The sequence below is a fragment of the Klebsiella indica genome (genome assembly GCF_005860775.1).
In the GTDB taxonomy this organism is placed as follows: Bacteria; Pseudomonadota; Gammaproteobacteria; order Enterobacterales; family Enterobacteriaceae; genus Klebsiella; species Klebsiella indica.
On record NZ_VCHQ01000020.1, the window covers coordinates 1 to 26,598 of the forward strand.

The following is a 26,598-nucleotide window of genomic DNA, read 5'->3' on the forward strand; positions in this document are numbered from 1 at the left end:
GACAAGGGCTGGACGCCAGGGATGGCGGACAGAGGCGAATCGAGACAGGCCGTCGAGTTGAGCCGACCGCAGGCTGAGGGTCGGGAGGTGAGCGCAGTGCGCAGCACCGGTTTCTTTGCGGGACCGCGGGGATTGTAAAGGGGAGACGGTTTTCTCCCCCTTTACCCGTTCACGGGCGACGGTCATCCATTTTCTGCGGGATTACGGTGAACGGAACCCGTGGCGCAGGGCCTGTATTTATGGTTTTCCAGGTCAGGTAAGGCGTCAGCCGCCACCTGACAAGAATGCAGGCATGGTAGCTAAAACCGGCCTCTCATCCCCCGGTGGCGCTGCGCTTACCGGGGCTACGGGCGCTCAGAGTGAGTAGGCCGGGTAAGGCGTCAGCCGCCACCCGGCAAAAATGCGGGCACAATAATTTCATACAGATTCGGCATCACGCTCAAACCTGCTTCACATTCCGGTCCCGTGGGCTGTTCCGTTCACCGCCGGTACGAGGATATATGTTATCTCCACAGCGTGTGAACGGGCAGGGGGACGTTTCGCTCGTCCCCCTGCACCCCCGGCATGGCGCTGGAAACCTGCCGCTTCGCGGTCCGCTCCACTCCGGCTTCATCTGGCGGACCGGGCGCGACTCGTGATTACTCGTCCCATCCCTGGGACTCGCCCTTTCAGGGCCAGCGCAAGCGCTGTTCAAAATTGCTCCCGGCAATTTTGTCCTGTCTCGACCCGCCCTCTGGCCGCCGTCCTGGCGGCCAGTCCTGGATGCGCGCCTGCGTTCCCGCCAGGTTTCCCTGATGCGCCCAACCCCCATGTGGTGAGCCCGCAGGAAACCTGCAACTGCCTGACCGCTGAAGGTGATAAAACACAACCGAGTAGGCCGGGTAAGGCGTTAGCCGCCACCCGGCAAAATGTGGGCATGGTAGCTAAATGGGCTTGTTATCCCCCGGTGGCGCTGCGCTTACCGGGGCTACGGGTCCTCAGCTGTCTGAAAGACGGGAGCCCGGTATTCATGAATTTGTAGGTCAGGTAAGGCGCCAGCCGCCACCTGACAGGAATGCGGGCATGGTAGCGAAAACCGGCTTGTTATCCCCCGGCGGCGTGGCGCTTACCGGGGCTACGGGTTTCCGGTCATCTGAGGGGCAACAGCCTAGACGCGGCTACCCGCACAGCCCCGGCTGACGGGAGATCATCTGTTCCAGCCACTGGCGCTGGTGGCGCTGTTGACTCTGCTGCCAGAGATAATCCCGGGCGCTCTGCAGCGCCTGCTGCGGCGCCATCGGTTCGGCAGGGCGAATCGCTTCACACCATAACAGATGCCAGCCCAGCTCGCTGGCGACCGGCTGACTCAGCCCGTTTTCCGCCAGCGAAAACAACGCTTCCTCCAGTTGCGGATAAAGTAACCCTCGGCTAATCCAGCCTAAACGCCCGCCCTCCAGCGCACTCGGACACTGGGAATGGCGCTGCGCCAACAGGGCAAAGGCGTCGCGGGAAGCGTCGATTTGCTGATAAAAATGCAGGATTTGCTGGTGAACCGCTTCGCGGTCATCATCGACGGTCAGCAGCAGGTGACGGGTCAGACGCTGTTCCGGGCGCACAAACTGCGTCTGATGGCGCAGATACCAGGCCTGTACCGTAGAGGGATCCGGCTGCGGCACCTGTCGGGCAATATCGGCAAAGGCGATTTCCAGCCGGGCGTGATGTAGTATGATAGCCGCGCGTTCCGGCGGGGTAAAACCGCCTTCGTCGAGCCAGACGCTAAGGGAAGCGGCAATGTTCTCTTTTAGCGCGGCGGTAATATCGCCTGGCGGGACCAGCGCGACGATCGCCTGTTCCATCTGGTGCTGGCGCTGCCAGGCCTGCTCAAAAGCCTCTCTGTCGGCTGCGTTTAATGCGCTCAGTTCACGGTTCCAGCGGCTGCGCGCCAGCCGCTGTCGACCAAAACGTTCCCATGCGTTCATGATTCTCTCTCCTCAGCCAGGGCGATGGCCTGTACCGGGACCCTGAACCAGCGGCCGCTAAAGTCGACGGTATAGTCGTCGCCGGACTCCCCCTGATCGGTGGCTTCAATGCGTCCCCGCTGACCAGCGGCCACGACCACATCGCCGTTGACCGACAACGCCATCAGACAGGTGACGGTATCGCCATATTGCAAATTCCCGGCCAACCAGGGCTGAGCGATGGGGATCAGTTCCTGTTCGCGGCAGCCGATAATCCGGTCACTGTCGGGAAAGTGGATCTGGTAGATGATCTGATCCTGCAAAAAAATGCCCCAGTCGCGCACAAACCCGGTGCTGCCGCGCCTGACCAGCAGCGCGCCCGGCGGGAAGCCCGCGACGGTGCCATCATTACGAATCGCGCGTACCACGCGGACCTCGTCGCTGAAGGTGAATTTCGGTCTCATGTGCCGCTCTCCTGAACGTGCTGCTGATAGCTCTCAGCGAGCAAGCGCCGCGCCAGCAGCCAGTGTGCGTGGGCGTTTTCCTCCAGTTGGTTGCGTAGCGGAACTGCAGCGCGCAGTTTGCGATGAAATGTAGCCAGCACCGGCAGACAGCAGGGCGCAAGGCGCTCCGGCTGATAGGCGACGGAAAAAAACTGAAAAAAGGATTCGGCGGAGCTCAGTTCGTCAACGCCGGGTATGTGATAAAACCACTCCATGATCACCCCCTCGCTCGCAGTACGGGTTCAGCGCAGATCTCATCATAGAGTGCCACCAGTTCGTAATCTTTCGGGCTGCGCTTCCAGTTTTCGGCAAAGCGGCGTATCGCGGGCAGCAGTTGATTAATTTGCGCCGAACTCAGGTGATACCCCATCTGGTCGAACACGCCGTTGACCGCCTGACGCCCGGAGTGTTTCCCCAGTACCAGCTTATAGCGGCGGCCAATCAGCGCCGGATCAATGGATTGATAGCTTTCGCTATCGCGCAGCAGCGCCGCCACGTGGACGCCGGACTCATGGGTAAAGACCAGCTCGCCCACCAGCGGCTGCTGCGGGTCGATGGGGCGCAAGGATGCATCCGCCACTTTCTGACAGAGCGCGGGCAGCGCCGCAAACTGAACGCCGGTCTCGACGCCGAGGCAGCGTTCAAGACCCAGCGCGACGGTCTCCAGCGCCGCGTTGCCCGCCCGTTCCCCAAGACCAAGAATGGTGGTATTGACGCTGGTGGCGCCAGCCCTGACCGCCGCCAGGGTATTGGCGGCGGCAAGGCCAAGATCGTTATGCGCATGCATTTCGATTTCGCCGGGCCAGACGTTACGCAGGGCGGAGATTTGCGCCACGGTGGTAAACGGGTCAAGTATGCCGACCGTATCGGCGTAGCGCAGGCGGGCGGCACTGGCTTGCTGCGCCACCAGGGCGATATCGCGCAGGGTCTGTTCGCTGGCCCGCGAGGCATCCTCGCAACCCACGCATACCTTCATACCGAGGGTATGGGCAAGATGGATAAATTTCGCCAGCCGCTCCAGCAGTACCGCTAATGGCTCGCGCAGTTTGTACTGTCGCAGTTTGTCCGACGCCGGAATGGAGATATCCACCCAATCGATGCCCAGATCGGCGCTTTGACGGATCTCCAGCGCGTTCATCCGGCACCAGGTCATCAGGGTGGCGTGAGGCAACTGGCGGCGCACCAGTTGGATCCGCGTAATCTCCTCGTCCCCCATTGCCGGGGTGCCCACTTCCATCGCCGTTACTCCCGCGGCATACAGCGCCTCGGCAATGGCGACCTTTTCGCTGGTGCGAAAGGCTACGCCGGGGCTCTGCTCACCATCGCGCAGAGTGGTATCGTTAATCAGTATGCGTCCCATCGCGACCCCGTCTTAGCCGTAAATCGGCGTGAATAGCGCATCCGCCGGGCGCGGCTTGCCGTTTTGCCAGTAGGGCGACAGCGCGCGCAGCCGGTCGATAATCGGTGGCAGGGTGGCGATGACGTAATCAATCTCTTTTTCCCGGGTGTAGCGCGAGAGGGAAAAACGGATAGTACCGTGGGCCGCGGTGTAGGGAATATTCATCGCCCGCATCACGTGGGAAGGCTCCAGCGAACCTGATGTACAGGCGCTGCCGCTGGACGCGGCGATCCCGGACTTATTTAACAGCAGCAGAATGGCCTCGCCTTCAATAAACTCGAAAGCCAGATTTACCGTGCCCGGCACGCGCGGCTGGTTGCCGCCCATCACCATCACGGAGGGAACGTCAGCCAACAGGCCCTGTTCCAGGCGATCGCGCAACTGGCTGATGTGCCCCATTCCCGGCAGATGAATGTGCGCCAGTTCGCAGGCCGCGCCCATGCCGACGATGCCGGTGATGTTTTCGGTTCCGGCTCGCCGACCGTGTTCCTGATGGCCGCCGCGCAGCAGCGGACGAAAGCGCGTTCCCCGGCGTAGCCAGAGGCAGCCGACGCCTTTCGGCCCGTGGAACTTATGTGCCGAACAGGAGAGCATATCGATGCGGGTCTTACTGACGTTTATCGGCAATTTTCCCACCACCTGCACCGCGTCGCAGTGAAACAGCGCCCCTTGTTCATGGGCCAGATCCGCCATGTCGACCACCGGGAAAATCACGCCGGTTTCGTTATTGGCCCACATCACGCTGACCAGCGCGACGCGCGGGCTGAGCGCCGCCCGGAACTGCGCCATATCCAGCGCGCCCTCGCTATCGACCGCGATCCGGTGGATCAAATACCCCTGACGCTCCAGATGTTCGCAGGCCGCCAGCGTCGCCGGATGCTCGACGCTGGTGGTAATAATTTCGCGACGTTCCGGCATCAGGGCGACCGCCGAGGCGATAGCGGTGGAGGTGGCCTCGGTGGCGCAGGAGGTAAAGATTATCTCGCTGGGATATTCCGCGCCCAGTAGCGCCGCAACCTGCTGGTGTGCGCGCTCCAGAGCGGCCTGAGCCGGAATGCCGAAATCATGTATTGATGACGGGTTGCCGTAGAAATCCGTCAAAAAGGGCATCATCGCTTCCAGAACCATCGGATCCAGGCGCGTGGTGGCGTTATTATCGAGATAAACCTGTTTCATCTTGTCCCCCTTGGGTCAGTTAACCGCGGCCTATGCCGCCACCACTTCCATATAACAGCCGGTGCGCTCCATCAGCTTTTGCTGCAGCCAGGCCAGAGTCATATCGGTCATCATGCAGCCGCTACAGCTGCCGGACAGGCTGACGGTCACCTGATGATTGGCGACGTTAAGCAGCGACATATCGCCGCCGTCGGCCTGGATATGCGGGCGCAGTTCATTGATGGTATCGACGACGCTCTGCCAGTGCGGATCTTTGCTGCTGGTGACCGGGAGGGGCGACGGCGGCTGCTGCGCGAGGATTTCCGCCAGCGCCAGCTCGATTTTTTCATGGCAGGCGGTGCAGCCGCCGCCCGCTTTGGTGTAGTTGATTACCTCTTCGAGGGTGGTCAGGCCGTTGTTCAGCACCGCCCGGCGAATATGCCCTTCATCGACGCCGAAGCATTTGCAGATCAGTTTGCCCTCTTCATGCTCCGCTTCCGGGCTTTCGCCGCGAAAGTTGGCGATGGCCGCGCGCAGGGCCTCCTGGCCCATCACCGAGCAGTGCATTTTTTGCGGCGGCAGGCCGTCGAGATAATCGGCGATCTGCTGGTTGGTGATTTGCCCGGCTTCATCAAGGGTATGGCCGATAATCAGTTCGGTCAGGGCGGAAGAGGAGGCGATCGCGCTCCCGCAACCGAAGGTCTGGAAGCCCGCCTCCTGGATAATTTCGGTTTGCGGGTCAACGCGTAGCATCAGACGCAGCGCATCGCCGCAGCTTAATGAACCCACATCGCCTACCGCGTTGGCGTTGTCCACCACGCGCGCGTTGCGGGGATTAAAAAAATGGTCTTTCACTTTCTCGGAGTAATTCCACATGCTGTCAGCTCCAGGGATGATGACGGAAAACGCCGGGGCGCGGTCCACCGCAAAAAATGCGGTGGTGATAACCAACAAGCAAATGCAGTACCAATGCGTAAATACGTTAATTCTTAATGGGTTAACGGTTTAACATGACAACCCGCGGCCGACACTGTCGTTATTTATTGTGGGGTTTGTCACAGAAACGACATGGTTAGCGGCGTGGATCCAGATCCTCCTGCCACTCCTGCTCCTGCAGCAGCCGGACAAAACGTTCCGGGTCGCGCTGGCGGGCGCTTTTACGCTGCGCTTTGTCGTACCAGTAGAGCTGGATCTCCTGTAACAGACCGACGATGGTGGTGTCCGCCGGAACGCGTTCGGCGCGAACGCCAACCTGTAATAACTGGCGGAAAACCGCATCGCCAATCGCCACGCAGAACAGGGTGACGCACCCCTCAAGGGCGTGGATCCGCCGGGCGATCTTCTCCGCCTGATGGCCATTTTCGACAGCGAAATCAACCACCCGGATCAGGGTGACCCGATCCGCTTTGACGCCGTATACCACCAGCCGCGGCGTGGCGCCGAAGTGCTGATCGACGTGACGGTAGTCGGAACTGGCGAAGGCGACCTTCATTGACCAGTCGTCGGAGTGGACCATATCAAACTGACGGTTAATGGTCGGCATAAGCGGCTCCTGCGGTGAGTGAGGGGTCCACGTGCTGGCGAAGCGGCGAGCGGTAGAGGGGAAGATGGTGGTGTCTCTCGCGCAGCAGATTCGCCAGTTCAAACAGCGTATCGCGCATTCCGCAATATCCCTGGCGTACCCGACGGAACTCGCCGAGCCGGTCAAAAATCGGAAAGCCGGCGCGAACCAGCGGCAGCGCAAACTGTTCCGCCAGATCGCGGGCGTGGGAGTTGGCCACCAGCAGGTCGGCAGGCTGGGAACATAACAAGGTTTGCAGATCTTCCAGATCGCCAGGAACTACCCGTTCAGCCGCCAGCTGGCGCAGGCTGGGATGGCCGGTGGGCGCCACCAGCGGGCCGGGCTGCATCCCCTGGCTGTTGGCGAAATCGCACCACGCCGCCAGCAGATCGCCTTCCGCCGCCATCGCCATGCGCTGGCCCTGCAGCCACGTATGACAGTCAATCATGGCATCCTGTAGCTGGCCGCGCTGGCGTTCAAGCCATGCGGGTACTCCGCGTCCGGAAATTTTCGCCAGTTGCTGAATGAAGGCGTCGCAACGTTCGAGGGTCATCAGGTGCGGCAGGGTCATCACCTCCCCGCGGCTGCGCTGGGCCAGCAGCGATGAAGCCCGACTCAGGGAGACGCCGATGACGAAGCTGCACAGGCTTTGCCCCATCTGCTCTATCTGACGCAACGGCGTTCCGCCCTGGGTCAGCGGTGAGAAATCGCCCTGCGCCAGGTGGCCGTCCATCGATTGCGCCAGATCCGGCAGAATAATCGCCTGCAGGCCAAAGGCTTCGACGCATCGGCGCAGCCATTCGATATCGCCCGGGGAACAGAGATGGCTGACCAGCAGATTGACCCGGCGATTACGCTGACCGGGGCGCGGTTCAGGCGCAACCCACTGCTCAATAACGCTCTCCAGCACCGCGCTATAGCCATTTTCCATGGAGCCGTAAAAATCCGGGGTATTGACCGTCAGTATCGCGACCCCTTTGTGTCGGGGGTACTCTTCGCGAAACTGGCGAACCACGCGGGAAGTGTCGCTCCCCTGGGCTTCCGACAAGCCGGTGCTCAGCAGCACGATGGCCTGCGGGTTGTTACGCTGGCACAGGGTATCGAGGGCGGTAAAAATATTGCCGTCGGCGCCCATAATCGTCGAGGTCGGGTCCATGGCCGTCGATTGCAGCGGCACCGGGTCGTGAAAGTGCTGAATAAAAAAGACTTTGGCGAAGGCGCTGCATCCCTGTGCTCCATGGACCAGGGGGATGCTGTGCTCGATCCCGAGACTGGCGAGGATCGCCCCGAGCGGTTGACCGGTTTTGATTGGGCTGACCGCCAGGGGTTTATCGCTGCGGAAAATGTCTGCCATACTGTTCTCCTTAGTGCCAGGGGGCGCGGGAATGGGTTTGTGGCCAGATGGGGCTGTCGAGGGTCTGACAGAGCTGGCGGGCGAGAGTGACGATTCCCTGATAGCCAGCGAAGGCGTGTTCGCGCTCCTGATTGATATCGAGAAACGGCAGGCGGGCTTTATACGCGGTGTACATGTTGCGTCCACCGGCGATCATCAGGTCAGCCTGATAGCGATAAACCACGTCCAGCAGGCTGCGGGCGTTGCCTTCCTCCAGCATGACCGCGTCATCGCCCATCAGTTCGCGGATACGCTGTTTATCCTCTTCGGTGGATTTACGTGTGCCGGTCGCCACCACGGTCATGCCCAAATCCTGTAGCGCCGACACCACCGACCATGATTTGACCCCGCCGGTATAAAGCAGCGCTTTGCGTCCGCGAAGCTGCTCGCGCCACGGGATAAGCGCCTGTTCCGCCGCCTGCTCTTCCCGCGCGATTAACGCTTCGGTGCGGCGGCATAAATCATCATCGCCAAGCAGCGTCGCCAGCTGACGCAGCGCGTCGGAGGTGGCGCGGATACCGTAAAAACTGCCTTCGAACCACGGCGTGCCGTAGCGCAGCTCCAGCGCTCTGGCGACATTGATTAACGCCCGCGAGCAGACCAGCATATTCGCCTGCGCCCGGTGCATGGTCTGGATCTCGGCAAAACGGCCATCGCCGGAGAGGCTGCCGAGCACGCGAATGCCCAGCTCATCCAGCAGCGGCTGAATATGCCAGAACTCACCGGCGATATTGTATTCGCCAATCAGGCCGATATCGTGACGGTGTTCCGGGGGAAACGGCGATGTTTCGGGCCAGGGGGCGGGTTCGCGCTGACCAATCACCCGTTTAACCATTACGTCGCCCGCCAGCCGGTTGCCGAGATTTTTACTGCCGTAAAAACCGGCGGCATCAACGGCGATGACCGGTACGCCGGTGGCGGTTTGCGCGGCCTGGCATACCGCTTCCAGATCGTCGCCCTCCATCGCGGGTACGCAGGTGTTGTAGATAAAGACCGCCGCCGGATGATAACGCGTGACAATATGGCGTACCGCGTGAAACAGGCGGCGTTCACCGCGGCCCATAATCACATCCTGTTCGTTGAGATCGGTGGTGAATCCGAGCCGGTTGAGGGTTTGCCCGGAGCTTACGCTGCCGCGATTATCCCACGAGCTGCCGGCGCAGCCGATGGGGCCGTGTACCAGATGCGCCACATCCGCGATGGGCAGCAGGGTTATCTGAGCGCCGTCGAACGCGCAGCCGCCGGCAGTGGCGCCGGGTTTGGGGGCGCTACAGCCGGATTTTTGCTTATGGTTGTGTTCACAGGCCGGTTCATCCAGCAGCGCCAGAATTTCATTTCCCTTCATAGTGACCTCGTTGACGGTGGGGGATAACGAGGTGATGCAATTCGCGCTCCAGAAAAGGTGCATTGATTTTTAAGGGAAAAGTGTTGTTGGCTTTGCGACAAAGCCAACAATCAGACAATGCCGTGGTGGGGGGAAGGGGGTTTTTATCACTTACCGCGATAACGTTAGGTTTTGTTGATGAAAAGGTGTCTGCCAGACGCTGTTAAGTGCGGCTAAAGCCTGGTCCTGGCTCGCCTCCTTCAGACGGCTGAGGCCCCGTAGCCCCGGTAAGCGCAGCGCCACCGGGGGGTGACGAGCGAGTTTTCGCCACCCTGCCCGTATTTTTGTCAGGTGACGGCTGACGCCTTACCGGACCTGGAAACCGCATAAATACAGGCCCTGCGCCACGGGTTCCGTTCACCGTAATCCCGCAGAAAATGGATGACTGTCGCCCGTGAACGGGTAAAGGGGGAGAAAACCGTCTCCCCCTTTACTATCCCCGCGGTCCCGCAAAGAAACCGGTGCTGCGCACTGCGCTCACCTCCCGACCCTCAGCCTGCGGTCGGCTCAACTCGGCGTCATGCCTCGATTCGCCTCTGTCCGCCATCCCTGGCGTCCAGCCCTTGTCTTCGGGTCTCCGGCTCGCCGGTTTCAGCGGGCACCAGGGCATCGCTGCGGGTTTTGTGCTTTCAGCAGGATATTCGTCGCTGCTTAATAGAAAATAGAAAACCTGTGTTTTATTACCTTCAGCGGTCAGGCAGTTGCAGGTTTACTGCGGGCTCACCGCCGGGGGGGTGGGCGCATCAGGGAAACCTGGCGGGAACGCAGGCGCGCATCCAGGACTGGCGGCCAGGACGGCGGCCAGAGGCTGAGTCGTGACAGGACAAAATTGCCCGGAGCAATTTTGAACAGCGCTTGCGCTGGCCCTGAAAGGGCGAGTCCCAGGGATGGGACGAGTAATCACGAGTCGCGCCCGGTCCGCCAGATGAAGCCGGAGTGGAGCGGACCGCGAAGCGGCAGGTTTCCAGCGCCATGCCGGGGGTGCAGGGGGACGAGCGAAACGTCCCCCTGCCCGTTCACACGCTGTGGAGATAACGAATATCCTCGTACTGACGGTGAACGGAACAGCCCTCTGAACCGGAATGTGAAGCGGGTTTGAGCGTGATGCCAAATCTGCATGAGATATTGCGTCCGCATTTTTGCCGGGTGGCGGCTGACGCCTTACCCGGCCTACTCACTCTGAGCGCCCGTAGCCCCGGTAAGCGCAGCGCCACCGGGGGATGAGAGGCCGGTTTTAGCTACCATGCCTGCATTCTTGTCAGGTGGCGGCTGACGCCTTACCTGACCTGGAAAACCATAAATACAGGCCCTGCGCCACGGGTTCCGTTCACCGTAATCCCGCAGAAAATGGATGACCGTCGCCCGTGAACGGGTAAAGGGGGAGAAAACCGTCTCCCCTTTACAATCCCCGCGGTCCCGCAAAGAAACCGGTGCTGCGCACTGCGCTCACCTCCCGGCCCTCAGCCTGCGGTCGGCTCAACTCGGCGTCATGCCTCGATTCGCCTCTGGCCGCCATCCCTGGCGTCCAGCCCTTGTCTTCGGGTCTCCGGTTCGCCGGTTTCAGCGGGCACCAGGGCATCGCTGTGGGTTTTGTGGTTTCAGCAGGGTATTCGTCGCTGTCGGTCTTTCAGATGAGGGCGGTATTTTCCCCAGTTTTTTATCACTTTCAGCGGTCAGGCAGTTGCAGGTTTACTGCGGGCTCACCGCCGGGGGGGTGGGCGCATCAGGGAAACCTGGCGGGAACGCAGGCGCACATCCAGGACTGGCCGCCAGGACGGCGGCCAGAGGCTGAGTCGCGGCAAGGATGCCGCGTCTCAGCCGGTCCGCCAGATGAAGCCGGAGTGGAGCGGACCGCGCAGCGGCAGGTTTCCAGCGCAATGCCGGGGGTCATGGGGGCGAGCGAAACGCCCCCATGCCGTTCACCGGCTGCGGAGATAACATATATCCTCGTACTGACGGTGAACGGAACAGCCCTCTGAACCGGAATATGAGGCGCCACCGGGGGATAACAGGCCGGTTTTCGCTACCATGCCCGTATTTTTGCCGGGTGGCGGCTGACGCCTTACCTGACCTGGAAAACCATAAATACAGGCCCTGCGCCACGGGTTCCGTTCACCGTAATCCCGCAGAAAATGGATGACTGTCGCCCGTGAACGGGTAAAGGGGGAGAAAACCGTCTCCCCTTTACAATCCCCGCGGTCCCGCAAAGAAACCGGTGCTGCGCACTGCGCTCACCTCCCGGCCCTCAGCCTGCGGTCGGCTCAACTCGGCGTCATGCCTCGATTCGCCTCTGGCCGCCATCCCTGGCGTCCAGCCCTTGTCTTCGGGTCTCCGGTTCGCCGGTTTCAGCGGGCACCAGGGCATCGCTGTGGGTTTTGTGGTTTCAGCAGGGTATTCGTCGCTGTCGGTCTTTCAGATGAGGGCGGTATTTTCCCCAGTTTTTTATCACTTTCAGCGGTCAGGCAGTTGCAGGTTTACTGCGGGCTCACCGCATGGGGGTTGGGCGCATCAGGGAAACCTGGCGGGAACGCAGGCGCGCATCCAGGACTGGCCGCCAGGACGGCGGCCAGAGGCTGAGTCGCGGCAAGGATGCCGCGTCTCAGCCGGTCCGCCAGATGAAGCCGGAGTGGAGCGGACCGCGCAGCGGCAGGTTTCCAGCGCAATGCCGTTCACCGGCTGCGGAGATAACATATATCCTCGTACTGACGGTGAACGGAACAGCCCACGGAACCGGAATATGAGGCGCCACCGGGGGATAACAGGCCGGTTTTCGCTACCATGCCCGCATTTTTGCCGGGTGGCGGCTGACGCCTTACCCGGCCTACTCACTGAACCAGAATGTGAAGCAGGTTTGAGCGTGATGCCGAATCTGCATGAGATATTGCGTCCGCATTTTTGCCGGGTGGCGGCTGATGCCTTACCCGACCTACTCACTCTGTAGAACCGATCAAGCGACGTAGGCCCGCGCAAGCGAAGCGCCGCCGGGCAATTGCTGAAAAACGCACGTTGTCAGCAATTACCCGGCGGCATGGGCCGCGTAGACGGCACGCATTCCACCGCTCCCGGTAACGCTAAAAAAGCCCGCGGGGTCAGCGGGCAACAGGCACAATACAGGGATTAAAAAACGCGCTCCTCCAGAGGGTTATCCCTGTTAAGTCGCTTCGCCAGCCACGGCGGTAAACGCCCTGCCAGCAGCGTATTGATCGCGTCGCACTGGGCCTGAATAGTGGTACCGGGCTGCGCTTTCATCGGATGTACCCGGTGACGAATCAGCCGGGCGGCGGCAGGCCCGCCAATCTCCTGACAAAACAGCAACTGGCAGTCGTCCACAAGCCGGGCGCGCACTTCGCCGGGCTCCTGCTGGAGGGGCGCGGAGGGATAGCGGCGCAGATCGTACAGCCAGCCGCCTTGCTCATCGAACGCATAGATAAAAAACAGCCGCCCCTGACCGAAATGACCGTTAATCGCCAGACCATCCTGCGAGCAAAAGGCGACCCGCAGCTGCGGCGTGCGCTGAGCGGGGCGAATGATACGTAAATGGGCGGGCAGTTCGCCTCGCAGACAAGACATCACCCGTGACCAGCGGGCGGGAGACATCACCGCATCAGGCGAGGGAAAGCGGGCGGCTAATTGCGTTTGCGTCAGGGTGGACAGCCGCGATGGCGTCAGCGTCTCTCCGCTCTCCTGCGCCAGCCAGTCCAGGATTTGCGCCGGTTGCAGGTCCGGTAAAGTCTGAAACAGCGCCAGCAGACGCCAGAAAAGGGTATCGTTGTCGGACATCTTCAGCTCCTTATAGCAGCGTATTGCGGGTCGCGCGCAGGCTTACCGGGAAGACAGGCCGTGCAGGCTGAGGATTAACGTAATAACAGCGTCCTCCTTCCAGCGAAATGGCGCCGCCCCAGCGATCGGCGTCGTTATGCTCAATCTGTATCACACGCGCTTCCAGGTCCTGTTTGGCGATATAGGCATACAGATCCGCGCCGCGCTCACGAAAAATCACGATGGGCATATTCCCTCCTGGCCCCGCATAATGCGGGGCGCCTGATGGTTAACGGACGAGGTCGAAGCTGTAATCGGTTTTACCCAACTGGCTGGTATCGCTATCCAGTTTCTCCAGTACCGCGTTGACCAGCGTTGTCACAATCTGCATTGCGCCTTCATAGCCCCAGGTGGTCTGGCGGTGCAGATGGTGACGGTCAAACAGCGGAAAGCCGAGACGGATGAGCGGTACTTCAAAGGCTTTGCCCTTTGCCAGGGTATCGCGCTGAATAAACTTGCCGTAAGAGTTGCCAATCATAAAATCCGGCTGACGGGTGAACATCAGCGAACGGAAGTGCCACAGATCGCAGTTGATAAACACTTCGCTTTCACGCCCGTAGGGCGAGGCATCAAGCATTTTCTTCATCGCTTTTTGCCAGCGTTTGTTGGCGTTATGGCTCAGAATAACCGTCGGCTCGCAGCCCAGCTCCAGCAGGAAGCGAGTCAGCCCCATGACAAAATCCGGGTCGCCGTAGAGGCCAAATTTCTTGCCATGCAGCCAGGTGTGGGAATCGAGCATCATATCCACCAGCCGTCCGCGCTCAAGGGTGAGGGCGTCGGGAATCGGTTTGCCGCTAAGCCGGCTGACGGTCATCAGCAGTTCGTCGGTGGCGCTCAGCCCCAGCGGGATCGCCACTTCAGTCGCGGGCTGATTCCACATCTCCTGAACCACTTTTTTACTCTTCAGCAACTGCCACGGTTGCAGCAGCAGCGTATCAATGGCGTCCGGGGCCTCTTTTATCTCCTGCTGGCTGGTGCCGCCCGCATACATCCGATAATGCCCATCGGCAGGGGTATCGAGCACCTCTGACGGGTCGGAAAGCAGGCTGCACGGCACCGCCATCTGTTGCATCATCCGCTTTAATACGCGAAAGTTGCCGAGATAGGTTTCAAAACCGGTCACCAGATTGAGCTTTTTCAGTTTACCTGGCTGCCCCTGGTAGTCGGCGGTAAAGGTTTTGGCGAACCCTTCAAACATATTGTCCCAGCCGGTGACGTGGCTACCGATAAAGCTTGGCGTATGGGCGTGCGGCACGGCGATGCTGCTGTCGACAAAACCATCTTTTTTGGCGTTGGCGATAAACGCCTGCAGGTCATCGCCGATAACTTCCGCCATGCAGGTGGTCGAGACGGCGATGATCTCCGGTTTGTATAGCGCGCTGGCGTTCTGCAGGCCCTTGTTCATATTGTTGTTGCCGCCGAAAACCGCCGCGTCTTCGGTCATTGAGTCGGAAACGCAGGCGATCGGCTCCTTGAAATGGCGGTTAAAATAGGTGCGAAAGTAGGCCACGCACCCCTGGGAACCGTGTACATAGGGCAGGGTGTTGGCAAATCCGAGCGCACAGAGCACCGCGCCCAGCGGCTGGCAGGCTTTCGCCGGATCGACGGTCAGGGCTTCGCGCTGGAAATTGAGCGCTTCATATTCGGCGGTGGTCGTCCAGTCGAAGACCTCCTGCACGCGCTGCGCGTCATACGCCTCTTCCATACCGCGTTTATTGCGGAACAGTTGCTGATATTCATCTTGTTCGAATAGCGGATAGCAGCTATTAATTTTCTCAATTGTTTGGCTCATGGTGTTCTCCTCCCGCGCCACAAATCGGTGAACAGACGGGACAGTGAGTGGGCAATCACGCAGACTTCAGCCACGGAGCGGTCAGTTCGCTCCACGCCGGGTTGTTTAAGGTCATATCCATATCGCGGGCGAAAATAGCGAAACCATCGTAGCCGTGGTACGGGCCGGAATAGTCCCACGAGTGCATCTGGCGGAACGGCACGCCCATTTTCTGGAAGATGTACTTTTCCTTGATGCCGGAGCCGATCAGATCGGGCTTCAGCGCCTTAACGAAGGCCTCCAGCTCATAGCTGCTGGCATCATCGAACAGCAGGGTTCCCTCTTTCAGTTCCGGCAGGGTGCGGTCGTAATCATCGTTATGGCCAAACTCATACCCGGAAGCGATGATCTCCATGCCCAGATCCTCATAGGCGCCGATAACGTGGCGTGGCCGCAGGCCGCCCATATAGAGCAGCACCTTGCGCCCCTCCAGGCGCGGACGATATTTGGCGATAATCGCCGCCATTTGCGCCTCGTATCGGGCGATCACCGCCTCGGCGTTGGCGCGAATGGTGTCGTCAAACTGGTCGGCGATTTTGCGCAACGATTCGGCGATTTTGGTTGGCCCGAAGAAGTTGTACTCCATCCACGGAATCTGATGCTTTTCCTCCATATGCCGGGCAATGTAGTTCATCGAACGGTAGCAGTGGACGAGGTTCAGCTTCACGAATGGCGTATTTTCCATTTCGACCAGCGTACCGTCGCCGGACCACTGCGCAACGACCCGTAACCCCATCTCTTCAAGCAGAATGCGCGAAGCCCAGGCATCGCCGCCGATGTTATAGTCGCCGATAATCGCCACATCGTAAGGCGTGGCTTCAAACGGCTGCCCTTCGCGGTTGTTCAGCACCCAGTCGCGTACCACGTCGTTGGCGATATGGTGCCCCAGCGACTGCGATACGCCGCGAAAGCCTTCGCAGCGAACCGGGATCACCGGTTTATTCAGCGCTTTGCTGCTGGCATTCGCCACGGCGCTGATATCATCGCCAATCAACCCCACCGGACATTCCGACTGAATGGTGATGCCTTTTGTGAGCGGGAACAGCAGCTCCATTTCTTCAATCAGTTTGCTGAGTTTTTTATCGCCGCCGAAGACGATGTCGCGCTCCTGGAAATCTGAGGTGAAGTTCAGCGTGCCAAAACTCTCGACGCCGCTGACGCCGGTGTAATAGTTGCGTCGTCCGGCGCGCGAGTACTGGCCGCAGCCGATCGGCCCGTGGGAAATATGAGCCATATCTTTAATTGGCCCAAAAACCACCCCTTTGGAACCCGCATACGCGCAGCCGCGCACGGTCATCACGCCGGGTTGCGATTTGCGGTTGGAGGTCATGCACTTGCCAACGCTTTCCATTTGCGGATCGCTGACCATCATGTGCTTTTTACGCTCTTTACGCGTGGTTTCCGGGAACACCTCCAGGACTTCCTGGATGAGCGCCAGATTACGTTCGCCTGTTGCGTTGGTCATGGTCATTATCCTGTGATCAGGCCGCGTTTTCTTCGGCGGCGGTTTTACCAATGATGCTGGTGTCTTCTTCTTCCATGATGCCGAATTCCATCAGCAGCGATTCCAGTTCATCCATGGTGCAGGGGGTCGGTACCACCTTCATGGTGTTGTTGACGATTTTTTGCGCCAGAGTGCGGTATTCATTGGCCTGATTACATGTCGGGTCGTACTCGATAACCGTCATCCGGCGGATTTCCGCGCGCTGCACGATGTTGTCGCGCGGCACAAAATGAATCATTTGCGTGCCGAGTTTTTCCGCCAGGGCCATAATCAGTTCGTCTTCGCGGTCGGTCTGGCGCGAGTTACAGATCAGGCCGCCGAGGCGCACCTTGCCGGATTTAGCGTATTTGACGATCCCCTTGGAGATATTGTTGGCGGCGTACATCGCCATCATCTCGCCGGAACAGACGATGTAGATCTCCTGGGCTTTGTTTTCGCGGATCGGCATGGCGAAGCCGCCGCAGACTACGTCGCCGAGCACGTCATAGAAGACGAAATCGAGGTCGTCCTCGTAGGCGCCTTCCTCTTCCAGGAAGTTGATTGCCGTGATAACGCCGCGGCCCGCGCAGCCGACGCCGGGCTCCGGACCGCCGGATTCCGCGCAGCGCACGTTGCCGTAGCCGATTTGCAGAACATCTTCCAGCTCCAGATCCTCGACCGACCCCACTTCGGCGGCCATCTCCATAATGGTGTTCTGTGCTTTAGCGTGCAGGATCAGGCGGGTGGAATCCGCTTTGGGATCGCAGCCGACGATCATCACTTTCTTGCCCAGCTCCGCCAGCGCGGCGACGAGGTTCTGCGTGGTGGTGGATTTGCCGATACCGCCTTTACCGTAGATAGCGCATTGACGCATGGTCATGGTGACTTCTCCTGTTGTTGAGTGTTTGCCAGCAGAGAAGTGCAGGGAACATACCAGTCGTGCCTGATTGATTAACACATTGATATACATGAAATTGTCTTAAAATCCCTGCGGCAGGGGTAAAACAAAACGGCACAATAAGGCGACCAAATGTGAGAAACAGAACAATTCCACGCGTCGGACCGATTGTGGCGCTTTGTCGCCTGTTCAACAGCTTGTCGCGTGCTGTGTCTTATTCCGCGCAATCTCTCTGCGCAATACCGGGCGGTTATTTAAATAACGTGCTGAATTTACAGTAACTATTTTGTTATGCGCGAGCTGGCACAGGCTGTGCTTGAGGCCATCACTGGGTTTGCCGCTTTCCGACGCGGCGAAGATGCCTCTCACCTTCGAGGATTGAACAATGTCCGGACAAATGAAAACAATGGATGGCAACGCCGCGGCGGCCTGGGTTTCCTATGCCTTTACCGATGTTGCCGCGATCTATCCTATTACTCCCTCTACGCCGATGGCGGAAAACGTCGACGAATGGGCGGCGCAGGGGAAAAAGAACCTGTTTGGTCAGCCGGTGCGCTTAATGGAGATGCAATCAGAGGCCGGTGCGGCAGGCGCGGTACACGGCGCGCTACAGGCCGGGGCGCTCACCACGACCTACACGGCTTCGCAAGGGCTGCTGCTGATGATCCCCAATCTGTACAAGATTGCCGGTGAACTGCTGCCGGGGGTTTTTCACGTCAGCGCCCGGGCGTTGGCCACCAATTCGCTGAATATTTTTGGCGATCACCAGGATGTGATGGCGGTTCGTCAGACCGGCTGCGCCATGCTGGTGGAGAACAACGTTCAGCAGGTGATGGATCTCTCCGCGGTCGCCCATCTGGCGGCGATTAAGGGGCGCATCCCGTTTGTTAACTTTTTTGATGGTTTTCGTACCTCGCATGAAATTCAAAAGATCGAGGTGCTGGAATATGAGCAACTGGCAACGCTGCTCGACCGCTCCGCGCTGGACAGTTTCCGGCGTAACGCGCTGCATCCGGATCATCCGGTTATTCGCGGAACCGCACAAAACCCGGATATCTATTTTCAGGAACGGGAAGCGGGCAACCGTTTTTATCAGGCGCTTCCTGAGCTTGTTGAAAACACGATGGCGCAAATTAGCGCCCTCACCGGACGGGAATACCATCTGTTTAACTACGCCGGCGCGCCGGATGCCGAACGGGTCATCATCGCCATGGGTTCGGTTTGCGACACCATTCAGGAAGTGGTGGATACGCTGAATAGCGCAGGGGAGAAGGTCGGGTTACTCAGCGTGCATCTGTTTCGCCCCTTTTCACTGGCGCACTTCTTTGCGCAACTGCCAAAAACCGTGCAGCGGATTGCGGTACTGGACCGCACGAAAGAGCCTGGCGCCCAGGCCGAGCCGCTGTGTCTCGATGTTAAAAACGCATTTTATCACCATGACGCTGCGCCGCTGATTGTCGGTGGCCGTTACGGGCTGGGCGGCAAGGATGTCCTGCCCGGCGATATTGCCGCGGTGTTTGACAACCTGAACAAACCGCTGCCGATAGATGGCTTTTCGCTGGGTATTGTCGATGATGTCACCTTTACGTCATTACCGCCGTATCAGGGCGCGATGGCGGTATCGCATGCCGGGATCACCGCCTGTAAATTTTGGGGCATGGGCTCAGATGGCACCGTTGGCGCGAATAAAAGCGCCATTAAAATTATTGGCGACAAGACCCCTCTCTACGTGCAGGCTTATTTCTCCTATGACTCGAAAAAATCCGGCGGCATCACCGTTTCACACCTGCGCTTCGGCGACCGGCCCATAACTTCGCCCTATCTGATTCACCGGGCCGATTTTATCTCCTGCTCGCAACAATCCTATGTCGAACGCTATGAGCTGCTGGACGGGTTGAAACCGGGCGGAACCTTTTTGCTGAACTGCAACTGGTCCGATGCGGCGCTGGAGCAGCATTTGCCTGCCCGCTTCCGGCGTTATCTGGCGCGGGAAAATATCCGCTTTTACACCCTTAATGCCGTCGATATCGCCCGTGAGCTCGGTCTTGGCGGGCGGTTTAATATGCTGATGCAGGCGGCGTTCTTTAAGCTGGCGGCGATTATTGACCCGCAAACCGCCTCGGACTATCTCAAACAGGCGGTGGAAAAAAGCTACGGCAGTAAAGGGGCGAGCGTTATTGAGATGAACCAGCGGGCGATCGACCTGGGGATGGCTTCGCTGCATCAGGTGACGATTCCGCCGCACTGGGCGACTCTGGAAGAGCCTGAAGCGCAAGCGTCCGCCATGATGCCGGACTTCATTCGCGATATTCTGCAACCGATGAACCGCCAGTGCGGCGACCAACTGCCGGTGAGCGCGTTTGTCGGTATGGAGGATGGCACCTTCCCGTCGGGCACCGCGGCCTGGGAGAAGCGCGGCATTGCCCTGGAGGTCCCGGTCTGGCAACCGGACGGCTGTACGCAGTGTAACCAGTGCGCGTTTATCTGCCCCCATGCGGCGATCCGTCCGGCGTTGCTCAGTCCTGAAGAGCAGGACGCCGCGCCGGTAGCGCTGTTAAGTAAGCCCGCTCAGGGGGCGAAAGCGTATCACTACCACCTGGCGATTTCCCCTCTGGACTGTTCTGGCTGCGGCAACTGCGTGGATATCTGTCCTTCGCGCGGTAAGGCGCTAAAAATGCAATCTCTCGATAGCCAGCGCCAGATGGCGTCGGTTTGGGATTACGCGCAGTCGCTGGCGCCAAAAAGTAACCCGTTTCGCAAAACAACGGTTAAAGGCAGCCAGTTTGAAACGCCGCTGCTGGAGTTTTCCGGCGCCTGCGCGGGCTGCGGGGAAACCCCTTACGCCCGCCTGATCACCCAACTGTTTGGCGACCGGATGATGGTTGCTAACGCCACCGGCTGCTCTTCTATCTGGGGGGCCAGCGCGCCGTCGATGCCTTACACCACTAACCATCGCGGTCATGGTCCTGCATGGGCGAATTCGCTGTTTGAAGATAACGCCGAATTTGGCCTCGGCATGATGCTGGGCGGGCAGGCGGTGCGCAAACAGATTGCCGACGACATGACCGCCGCCCTGTCGTTGCCGTTAAGCGACAGACTTATTGACGCGATGCGGCAGTGGCTGGCCCATCAGGATGACGGCGAAGGGAGCCGCGAGCGTGCGGATCGGCTAAGTGAACTGCTGGCGGTGGAAAAAGCCGGGGAGCCGCTGCTGGAGCATCTCTGGCAGAACCGTGACTATTTTATTCGCCGCTCACAGTGGATTTTCGGCGGCGACGGCTGGGCCTACGATATCGGCTTCGGCGGCCTCGACCACGTGCTGGCGAGCGGCGAGGATGTGAATATTCTGGTGTTTGATACTGAGGTTTACTCTAATACCGGCGGACAGTCGTCGAAATCGACCCCGGTGGCGGCAATCGCTAAATTTGCCGCGCAGGGGAAACGCACGCGCAAAAAGGATCTCGGCATGATGGCGATGAGCTATGGCAACGTTTATGTCGCGCAGGTCGCCATGGGCGCTGATAAAGATCAAACGCTGCGGGCTATCGCGGAAGCCGAAGCCTGGCCGGGGCCGTCACTGGTGATTGCTTACGCCGCCTGCATTAACCACGGCCTGAAAGCCGGGATGCGCTGTAGCCAGCGTGAGGCGAAGCGGGCGGTTGAGGCAGGCTACTGGCATCTGTGGCGCTATCATCCGCAGCGTGAAGCGGAAGGCAAAACGCCGTTCGTGCTGGATTCCGAAGAGCCGGAAGAGAGCTTCCGCGACTTTTTACTGGGGGAAGTGCGCTATGCCTCTTTGCACAAAACGACGCCGCAACTGGCGGATGCGCTTTTCAGTAAAACCGAAGAGGATGCCCGGGACCGCTTCAGGCAGTATCAGCGGCTGGCCGGCGAAGAGTAGCGCGAGGCAACGGCGGGCGGGCAAGAGGCTGCGCCAGCGGTTTATTCTTCTTGCTGCATCACCCTGAGCAGCGTATCCAGCAGGCCGGGAAAACGCGCGTTTAAATCTTCCCGGCGCAGCGAAATCAAGTTTTCCCGCCCCTGAGGCCGTTGCCAGATCACGCCGCTGTCGCGCAGTACGCGCCAGTGGTGGGTCATGGTCGATTTGGCCACATCCTCATGACGCAGAGCGTTACAGCTCTGCTCGCTGCCGTCGGCAAGGATGCGAATAATCTCCAGACGGAGCGGATTACCGAGGGCGAAAAGGACATTTTCGAGGCGAATTTGTTCAGGTTCGGGGTGATTGGCGATCATAATATTCCTGTGTCGGCGGTTGCGCCGCTCTGCAAGCGGCGGCCCGTATCGGCGGCTGGCCGGTAATATACTCAAACTGCGGTTCTAACGCCACGGGCGTCGTCGCAGCTTTACCGATAGTTACGATAGCAAAAATAGTTCGAATATACTCGTACAATTGTACTATGATAGATGCGGTTGAATAAATCGCGGCGTATCCGGCCGCTAACTGACAGTCAAAATGACTAAGGACGCATCATGCCCCGACCCATCCCCCTCGAACGTTATCGCAACATCGGTATCTCCGCGCATATCGATGCCGGTAAAACCACCACCACCGAGCGTATCCTGTTTTACACCGGGATGAGCCACAAGCTGGGGGAAGTACACGATGGCGCGGCAATCACCGACTGGATGGCGCAGGAGCAGGAGCGTGGGATCACCATTACTTCCGCGGCGGTAAGCTGTTTCTGGCCCGGCATGGACCGCCGCTTCGCGCCGCATCGCATTAATATTATCGACACCCCCGGGCACGTGGATTTCACTATTGAAGTGGAGCGTTCCATGCGGGTACTCGACGGCGCGGTAATGGTTTACGACTCCGTCGGCGGCGTACAGCCGCAATCGGAAACCGTCTGGCGGCAGGCGAATAAATATCACGTCCCGCGGCTGGCCTTTGTTAACAAGATGGACCGTCCCGGCGCGGATTTTTTCCGCGTGGTGCAGATGATGAAAGATCGCCTGAAAGCGAATCCGGTGCCGATTGTTATTCCGGTAGGCGCGGAAGATCACTTCACCGGCGTGGTGGATCTGATCACGATGCGCGCCATTTTGTGGGATGACGCTACCCAGGGGATGACCTTCAGCTATGTTCCGGTGCCCGATGAGCTTCTGGATACCGCCCGGCAGTGGCGGGAAAAAATGGTTTCCGCCGCCGCGGAAGCCAGCGATGAACTGATGGATAAGTATCTGGAAACCGGCGATTTGAGCGAGGCGGAAATCGTTGCCGGGCTGCGTCAGCGTACCGTGAAGGGCGAAATCCAGGCGGTACTGTGCGGCAGCGCGTTTAAAAATAAGGGCGTACAGCGGATGCTTGATGCGGTGGTTGAGCTGATGCCGTCGCCGCTGGATATTCCGGCGATTCAGGGCGTGGATGAGAAAGGGCGGCCCGCCGAACGTCATCCTGGCGATGACGAACCGTTCTCGGCGCTGGCCTTTAAACTGATGACCGACCCCTATGTCGGGCAACTGACCTTTATCCGCGTCTATTCCGGTACGCTGAAAAAAGGCGATGCGGTGTGGAACCCGGTGAAAGAGAAGAAAGAGCGCATCGGCAGGATCGTGCTGATGCAGGCCAACGATCGCCATGAGGTGGATGAACTGCACGCCGGGGATATTGCCGCCTGTGTTGGCCTGAAGGATGTCACCACCGGCGATACGCTGTGCGACCCGGATGCGATCATCACGCTGGAGCGGATGGCGTTTCCGGAACCGGTGATTTCGCTGGCGATTGAACCGAAGACCAAAGCCGATCAGGAGAAAATGGGCATCGCCCTGCAACGACTGGCGGCGGAAGATCCGTCGTTTCGTCTGCACACGGACGAGGAGTCTGGTCAGACGATTATTTCCGGGATGGGCGAGTTGCATCTGGAGATTATCGTTGACCGGATGAAACGTGAGTTTGCCGTTGACGCGAATATTGGCCGTCCGCAGGTGACCTATCGCGAAACGATCCGCAAAACGGTCAAAGAGGTGGAAGGCAAGTTTGTTCGCCAGTCCGGCGGGAAAGGGCAGTATGGTCACGTGGTGCTGACCCTTGAACCGCTGGCGCCGGGGAGCGGCTTTGTGTTTGAAGATGCCACGAAAGGCGGCGTGGTGCCGCGCGAGTACATTCCTTCCGTGGAAAAAGGGCTGCGCGAAGCGATGGGCAGCGGCGTGCTGGCGGGGTACCCGGTGGTGGATATCAAAGCGACCCTGACCTTTGGCTCGTATCATGAGGTCGACTCTTCGGAAATGGCTTTTCGCATGGCGGCGATATTCGGTTTCAAGGAGGGGGCGCGCAGAGCTGACCCGGTGATCCTTGAGCCGGTGATGCATGTGGAAGTGGAAACGCCGGAAGAGTACGCCGGGAATATCATGGGCGATCTCTCTTCCCGCCGGGGGATGGTACAGGGGATGGAGGCGCGTTTCGGTAGCCAGATTATCCGCGCCGACGTGCCGCTGGCCGAGATGTTTGGCTATTCCACCACTCTGCGTTCGATGTCCCAGGGGCGGGCGACCTATAGCATGGAATTCCATCATTATGCGGAAGCGCCGCGTAACGTGGCGGAGGCGATTATCGCCAGCCGGGCGAAAGGCTAAATAACGTTCCCGGGTGGCGGCTACGCCTTACCCGGGCTACTCGTCCTTCAGACGGCTGAGGCCCCGTAGCCCCGGTAAGCGCAGCGCCACCGGGGGATGAGAGGCCAGTTTTGACTACCATGCCACATTCTCGTCAGGTGGCGGCTGGCGCCTTACCTGACCTACAAATTCATGAATACCGGGCTCCCGTCTTTCAGATGGCTGAGGACCCGTAGCCCCGGTAAGCGCAGCGCCACCGGGGGATGAGAGGCCGGTTTTAGCTACCATGCCCGTATTTTTGTCAGGTGGCGGATGGTGTTTTACCTGACCTACACTGACCTACAAACCCCATAAATATAAGCCCTGCGCCACCGGTTCCGTTCACCGTAATCCCGCAGAAAATGAACTACCGTCGCCCGTGAACGGGTAAAGGGGGAGAAAACCGTCTCCCCCTTTACAATCCCCGCGGTCCCGCAAAGAAACCGGTGCTGCGCACTGCGCTCACCTCCCGGCCCTCAGCCTGCGGTCGGCTCAACTCGACGGCCTGTCTCGATTCGCCTCTGGCCGCCATCCCTGGCGTCCAGCCCTTGTCTTCGGGTCTCCGGTTCGCCGGTTTCAGCGGGCACCAGGGCATCGCTGCGAGTTTTGTGGTTTCAGCAGGGTATTCGTCGCTGTTCGTTTTTTCAGGAGAGGTTCTGTGTTTTATCACCCTCAGCGGCCAGACAGTTCCAGGTTTACTGCGGGCTCACCGCATGGGGGTTGGGCGCATCAGGGAAACCTGGCGGGAACGCAGGCGCACATCCAGGACTGGCCGCCAGGACGGCGGCCAGAGGGCGTGTCGAGACAGGACAAAATTGCCCGGAGCAATTTTGAACAGCGCTTGCGCTGGCCCTGAAAGGGCGAGTCCCAGGGATGGGACGAGTAATCACGAGTCCCGCCCGGTCCGCCAGATGAAGCCGGAGTGGAGCGGACCGCGAAGCGGCAGGTTTCCAGCGCAATGCCGTTCACCGGCTGTGGAGATAACATATATCCTCGTACTGACGGTGAACGGAACAGCCCACGGAACCGGAATATGAGGCGCCACCGGGGGATAACAGGCCGGGCCCGCATTCCTGCCAGGTGGCGGCTGGCGTGATCGACAAACCCATAAATGCAGGCCCGGGGCCAGGGAAATCTCGCAAATTAAACGATATCCTGCGCGTACTGCCACAGCGCCTTCAGTTGCGCCAGCTTCTCTTTATCGTCCGCGTGCTGCTGATACAGCAGTTGCAGCTCATCGGCATAGGCCTGTAGAAATTCCGGTGTAAACACCTCCCGGCGATGTTCTAACCAGCGCTGCTGCTCGGCTTCATCAAGAGTGCCGGGGAAATTACGCGCGCGATAGTTGAACAGCAGTCGCTCAATGCGCGCATCGGCGAAGGTAATATCCAGCGCCGGCAGATTACGCGGCTCGGTCTCAAGCACGATTTTCATCGCCGCACGATCGGCATCGCTGAAAAAGCCGTTATATAACTGCGCATCGACGTTAGCGGACGGCACAAAAGGCTCGGCTTCGGCAAAAATCGCCACCACTTTCTCGCGTACCTGCGGATTGGCCCGCAGCTGCTGCGCGTTATCCAGGCAGCGCTGAATATTGATGCCTAACCGATCGGCATCCTGTGGACGCAGGGTATTTTGCTGCGCCAGCACCGGGCATTTATTGAGGTGCACCAGCTTAATCGGCACCGCCGCCAGTTCGCCCAGATCGCTTTTTGGCGTATACAGCCGTTCACGCAACGTATCGGCGTCCAGATCCAGCAGCGGCGCAATATCCCCCGCCAGATCGACCATAATCACCGCGTTACGGTTATCCGGGTGCCACGCCAGCGGGGCCACCAGGCTGGTATTGCCGCGCGCTGCGCCGAACATGCCGGAAACATGCACCAGCGGTTTGATTTGCGGCACGTCAATCAGCGTCGCCAGCTTACGTTTGTTGCGATGGGCGTACAGATAGTCAAACAGACGCGGCTGCCGGGTTTTGACCAGTTTCGCCATCGCGATAGTGGCGTAAACGTCCGCCATGGCGTCGTGGGCGTTACTGTGCTCAATGCCGTTAGCGACGGTCAGATGCTCCAGACGGAAGCTCGGTAAGCCCTCTTCATTTTCCGGCCAGTTAATCCCTTCCGGGCGCAGCGCATAGCAGGCGCGCATCACGTCCAGCAGATCCCAACGCGAGTTGTCGTGCTGCCAGCTCCAGGCGTAAGGATCGTAAAAATTACGATAGAAAATATTACGCGTCACTTCGTCGTCGAAGCGCACGTTGTTGTAGCCGACAACGCAGGTTTTCGGCACCGTGAACAGATCGTGAATGCGGCGGGCAAAGGCGGCTTCGTTGTCGCCTTTGGCAAGGGCCTCCTGCGGAGTAATCCCGGTCACCATCACCGCCTGCGGCTGCGGCAGATAATCGTCGGCAGGCTTACAGTAGAAGACTTCTGGTTCGCCGATGATAGTGAGATCTTCATCGGTGCGGATGGCAGCAAACTGCGCCGGGCGGTCGAGTGCAGGGTGGGTGCCGAAGGTTTCGTAATCGTGGAACAAAAATCCGGGCTGGTTGGCGCTATCTTGCATAATCTGTTCGTTATTCCTGGTGGCAAGCAGCCATCATGGTAAACGATTTACCGGG

General features: G+C 59.5%; 18 protein-coding genes. 2 read left to right on the forward strand and 16 right to left on the reverse strand.

What is annotated here, in order from left to right; genetic code table 11:
- Positions 1–1,157 precede the first annotated feature (1,157 nt).
- From nifM to nifH, 14 genes are all read right to left on the reverse strand, one after another.
- Complete coding sequence (gene nifM / locus FE839_RS15425; RefSeq protein WP_138361688.1) at positions 1,158–1,958, reverse strand: nitrogen fixation protein NifM; 801 nt, start codon at positions 1,956–1,958, stop codon at positions 1,158–1,160.
- Complete coding sequence (locus FE839_RS15430) at positions 1,955–2,401, reverse strand: nitrogen fixation protein NifZ (RefSeq protein WP_138361689.1); 447 nt, start codon at positions 2,399–2,401, stop codon at positions 1,955–1,957. Before FE839_RS15430 ends, nifM begins: the two co-directional genes overlap by 4 nt.
- Positions 2,398–2,658: a nitrogenase-stabilizing/protective protein NifW gene (locus FE839_RS15435; RefSeq protein ID WP_171034898.1), complete on the reverse strand. Its 261-nt coding sequence runs from the start codon at positions 2,656–2,658 to the stop codon at positions 2,398–2,400. The genes FE839_RS15430 and FE839_RS15435 overlap by 4 nt, the downstream gene beginning before the upstream one ends.
- A complete protein-coding gene (gene nifV, locus FE839_RS15440; protein WP_138361691.1) occupies positions 2,658–3,800 on the reverse strand; it encodes a homocitrate synthase in 1,143 nt (380 codons plus the stop codon). The genes FE839_RS15435 and nifV overlap by 1 nt, the downstream gene beginning before the upstream one ends.
- Positions 3,801–3,812: 12 nt before the next feature.
- The gene (nifS, locus tag FE839_RS15445) at positions 3,813–5,015 is read right to left on the reverse strand and encodes a cysteine desulfurase NifS (RefSeq protein ID WP_138361692.1); all 1,203 of its coding nucleotides are present in this window, start codon (positions 5,013–5,015) and stop codon (positions 3,813–3,815) included.
- A gap of 30 nt (positions 5,016–5,045) precedes the next feature.
- On the reverse strand, positions 5,046–5,870 hold the full coding sequence (nifU, locus tag FE839_RS15450) for a Fe-S cluster assembly protein NifU (RefSeq protein WP_138361693.1): 825 nt from the start codon (positions 5,868–5,870) through the stop codon (positions 5,046–5,048).
- 196 nt (positions 5,871–6,066) lie between these two features.
- A complete protein-coding gene (locus tag FE839_RS15455) occupies positions 6,067–6,537 on the reverse strand; it encodes a NifB/NifX family molybdenum-iron cluster-binding protein (protein ID WP_138361694.1) in 471 nt (156 codons plus the stop codon).
- Positions 6,524–7,909, reverse strand: coding sequence for a nitrogenase iron-molybdenum cofactor biosynthesis protein NifN (nifN, locus tag FE839_RS15460; protein WP_138361695.1), 1,386 nt, complete (start codon positions 7,907–7,909; stop codon positions 6,524–6,526). Before nifN ends, FE839_RS15455 begins: the two co-directional genes overlap by 14 nt.
- Before the next feature lie 10 nt (positions 7,910–7,919).
- On the reverse strand, positions 7,920–9,293 hold the full coding sequence (nifE, locus tag FE839_RS15465; RefSeq protein WP_138361696.1) for a nitrogenase iron-molybdenum cofactor biosynthesis protein NifE: 1,374 nt from the start codon (positions 9,291–9,293) through the stop codon (positions 7,920–7,922).
- A 3,156-nt stretch (positions 9,294–12,449) separates the two neighbouring features.
- A complete protein-coding gene (locus FE839_RS15470) occupies positions 12,450–13,112 on the reverse strand; it encodes a NifB/NifX family molybdenum-iron cluster-binding protein (RefSeq protein WP_138361697.1) in 663 nt (220 codons plus the stop codon).
- Positions 13,113–13,122: 10 nt separating this feature from the next.
- Positions 13,123–13,341 carry a putative nitrogen fixation protein NifT gene (nifT, locus tag FE839_RS15475; protein ID WP_138361698.1) on the reverse strand — a complete coding sequence of 73 codons (219 nt, stop codon included), beginning with the start codon at positions 13,339–13,341 and terminating at the stop codon, positions 13,123–13,125.
- A 39-nt stretch (positions 13,342–13,380) separates the two neighbouring features.
- A complete protein-coding gene (gene nifK / locus FE839_RS15480; RefSeq protein ID WP_138361699.1) occupies positions 13,381–14,943 on the reverse strand; it encodes a nitrogenase molybdenum-iron protein subunit beta in 1,563 nt (520 codons plus the stop codon).
- A 55-nt stretch (positions 14,944–14,998) separates the two neighbouring features.
- Positions 14,999–16,447, reverse strand: coding sequence for a nitrogenase molybdenum-iron protein alpha chain (gene nifD / locus FE839_RS15485; protein WP_138361700.1), 1,449 nt, complete (start codon positions 16,445–16,447; stop codon positions 14,999–15,001).
- A gap of 16 nt (positions 16,448–16,463) precedes the next feature.
- Complete coding sequence (gene nifH, locus FE839_RS15490) at positions 16,464–17,345, reverse strand: nitrogenase iron protein (protein ID WP_138361701.1); 882 nt, start codon at positions 17,343–17,345, stop codon at positions 16,464–16,466.
- 403 nt (positions 17,346–17,748) lie between these two features.
- Here nifH and nifJ point away from each other — a divergent pair, with 403 nt between their 5' ends.
- Positions 17,749–21,264: a pyruvate:ferredoxin (flavodoxin) oxidoreductase gene (nifJ, locus tag FE839_RS15495; protein WP_138361702.1), complete on the forward strand. Its 3,516-nt coding sequence runs from the start codon at positions 17,749–17,751 to the stop codon at positions 21,262–21,264.
- 41 nt (positions 21,265–21,305) lie between these two features.
- Here the strand turns inward: nifJ and FE839_RS15500 are convergent, their stop codons facing one another.
- A complete protein-coding gene (locus tag FE839_RS15500; RefSeq protein ID WP_138361703.1) occupies positions 21,306–21,617 on the reverse strand; it encodes an ArsR/SmtB family transcription factor in 312 nt (103 codons plus the stop codon).
- Between the two features lie 237 nt (positions 21,618–21,854).
- Here FE839_RS15500 and fusA point away from each other — a divergent pair, with 237 nt between their 5' ends.
- A complete protein-coding gene (gene fusA / locus FE839_RS15505; RefSeq protein WP_138361704.1) occupies positions 21,855–23,957 on the forward strand; it encodes an elongation factor G in 2,103 nt (700 codons plus the stop codon).
- 1,161 nt (positions 23,958–25,118) lie between these two features.
- Here the strand turns inward: fusA and sbcB are convergent.
- Positions 25,119–26,543, reverse strand: a complete 1,425-nt coding sequence (gene sbcB, locus FE839_RS15510; protein WP_138361705.1) for an exodeoxyribonuclease I — start codon at positions 26,541–26,543, stop codon at positions 25,119–25,121.
- Positions 26,544–26,598 lie beyond the last annotated feature (55 nt).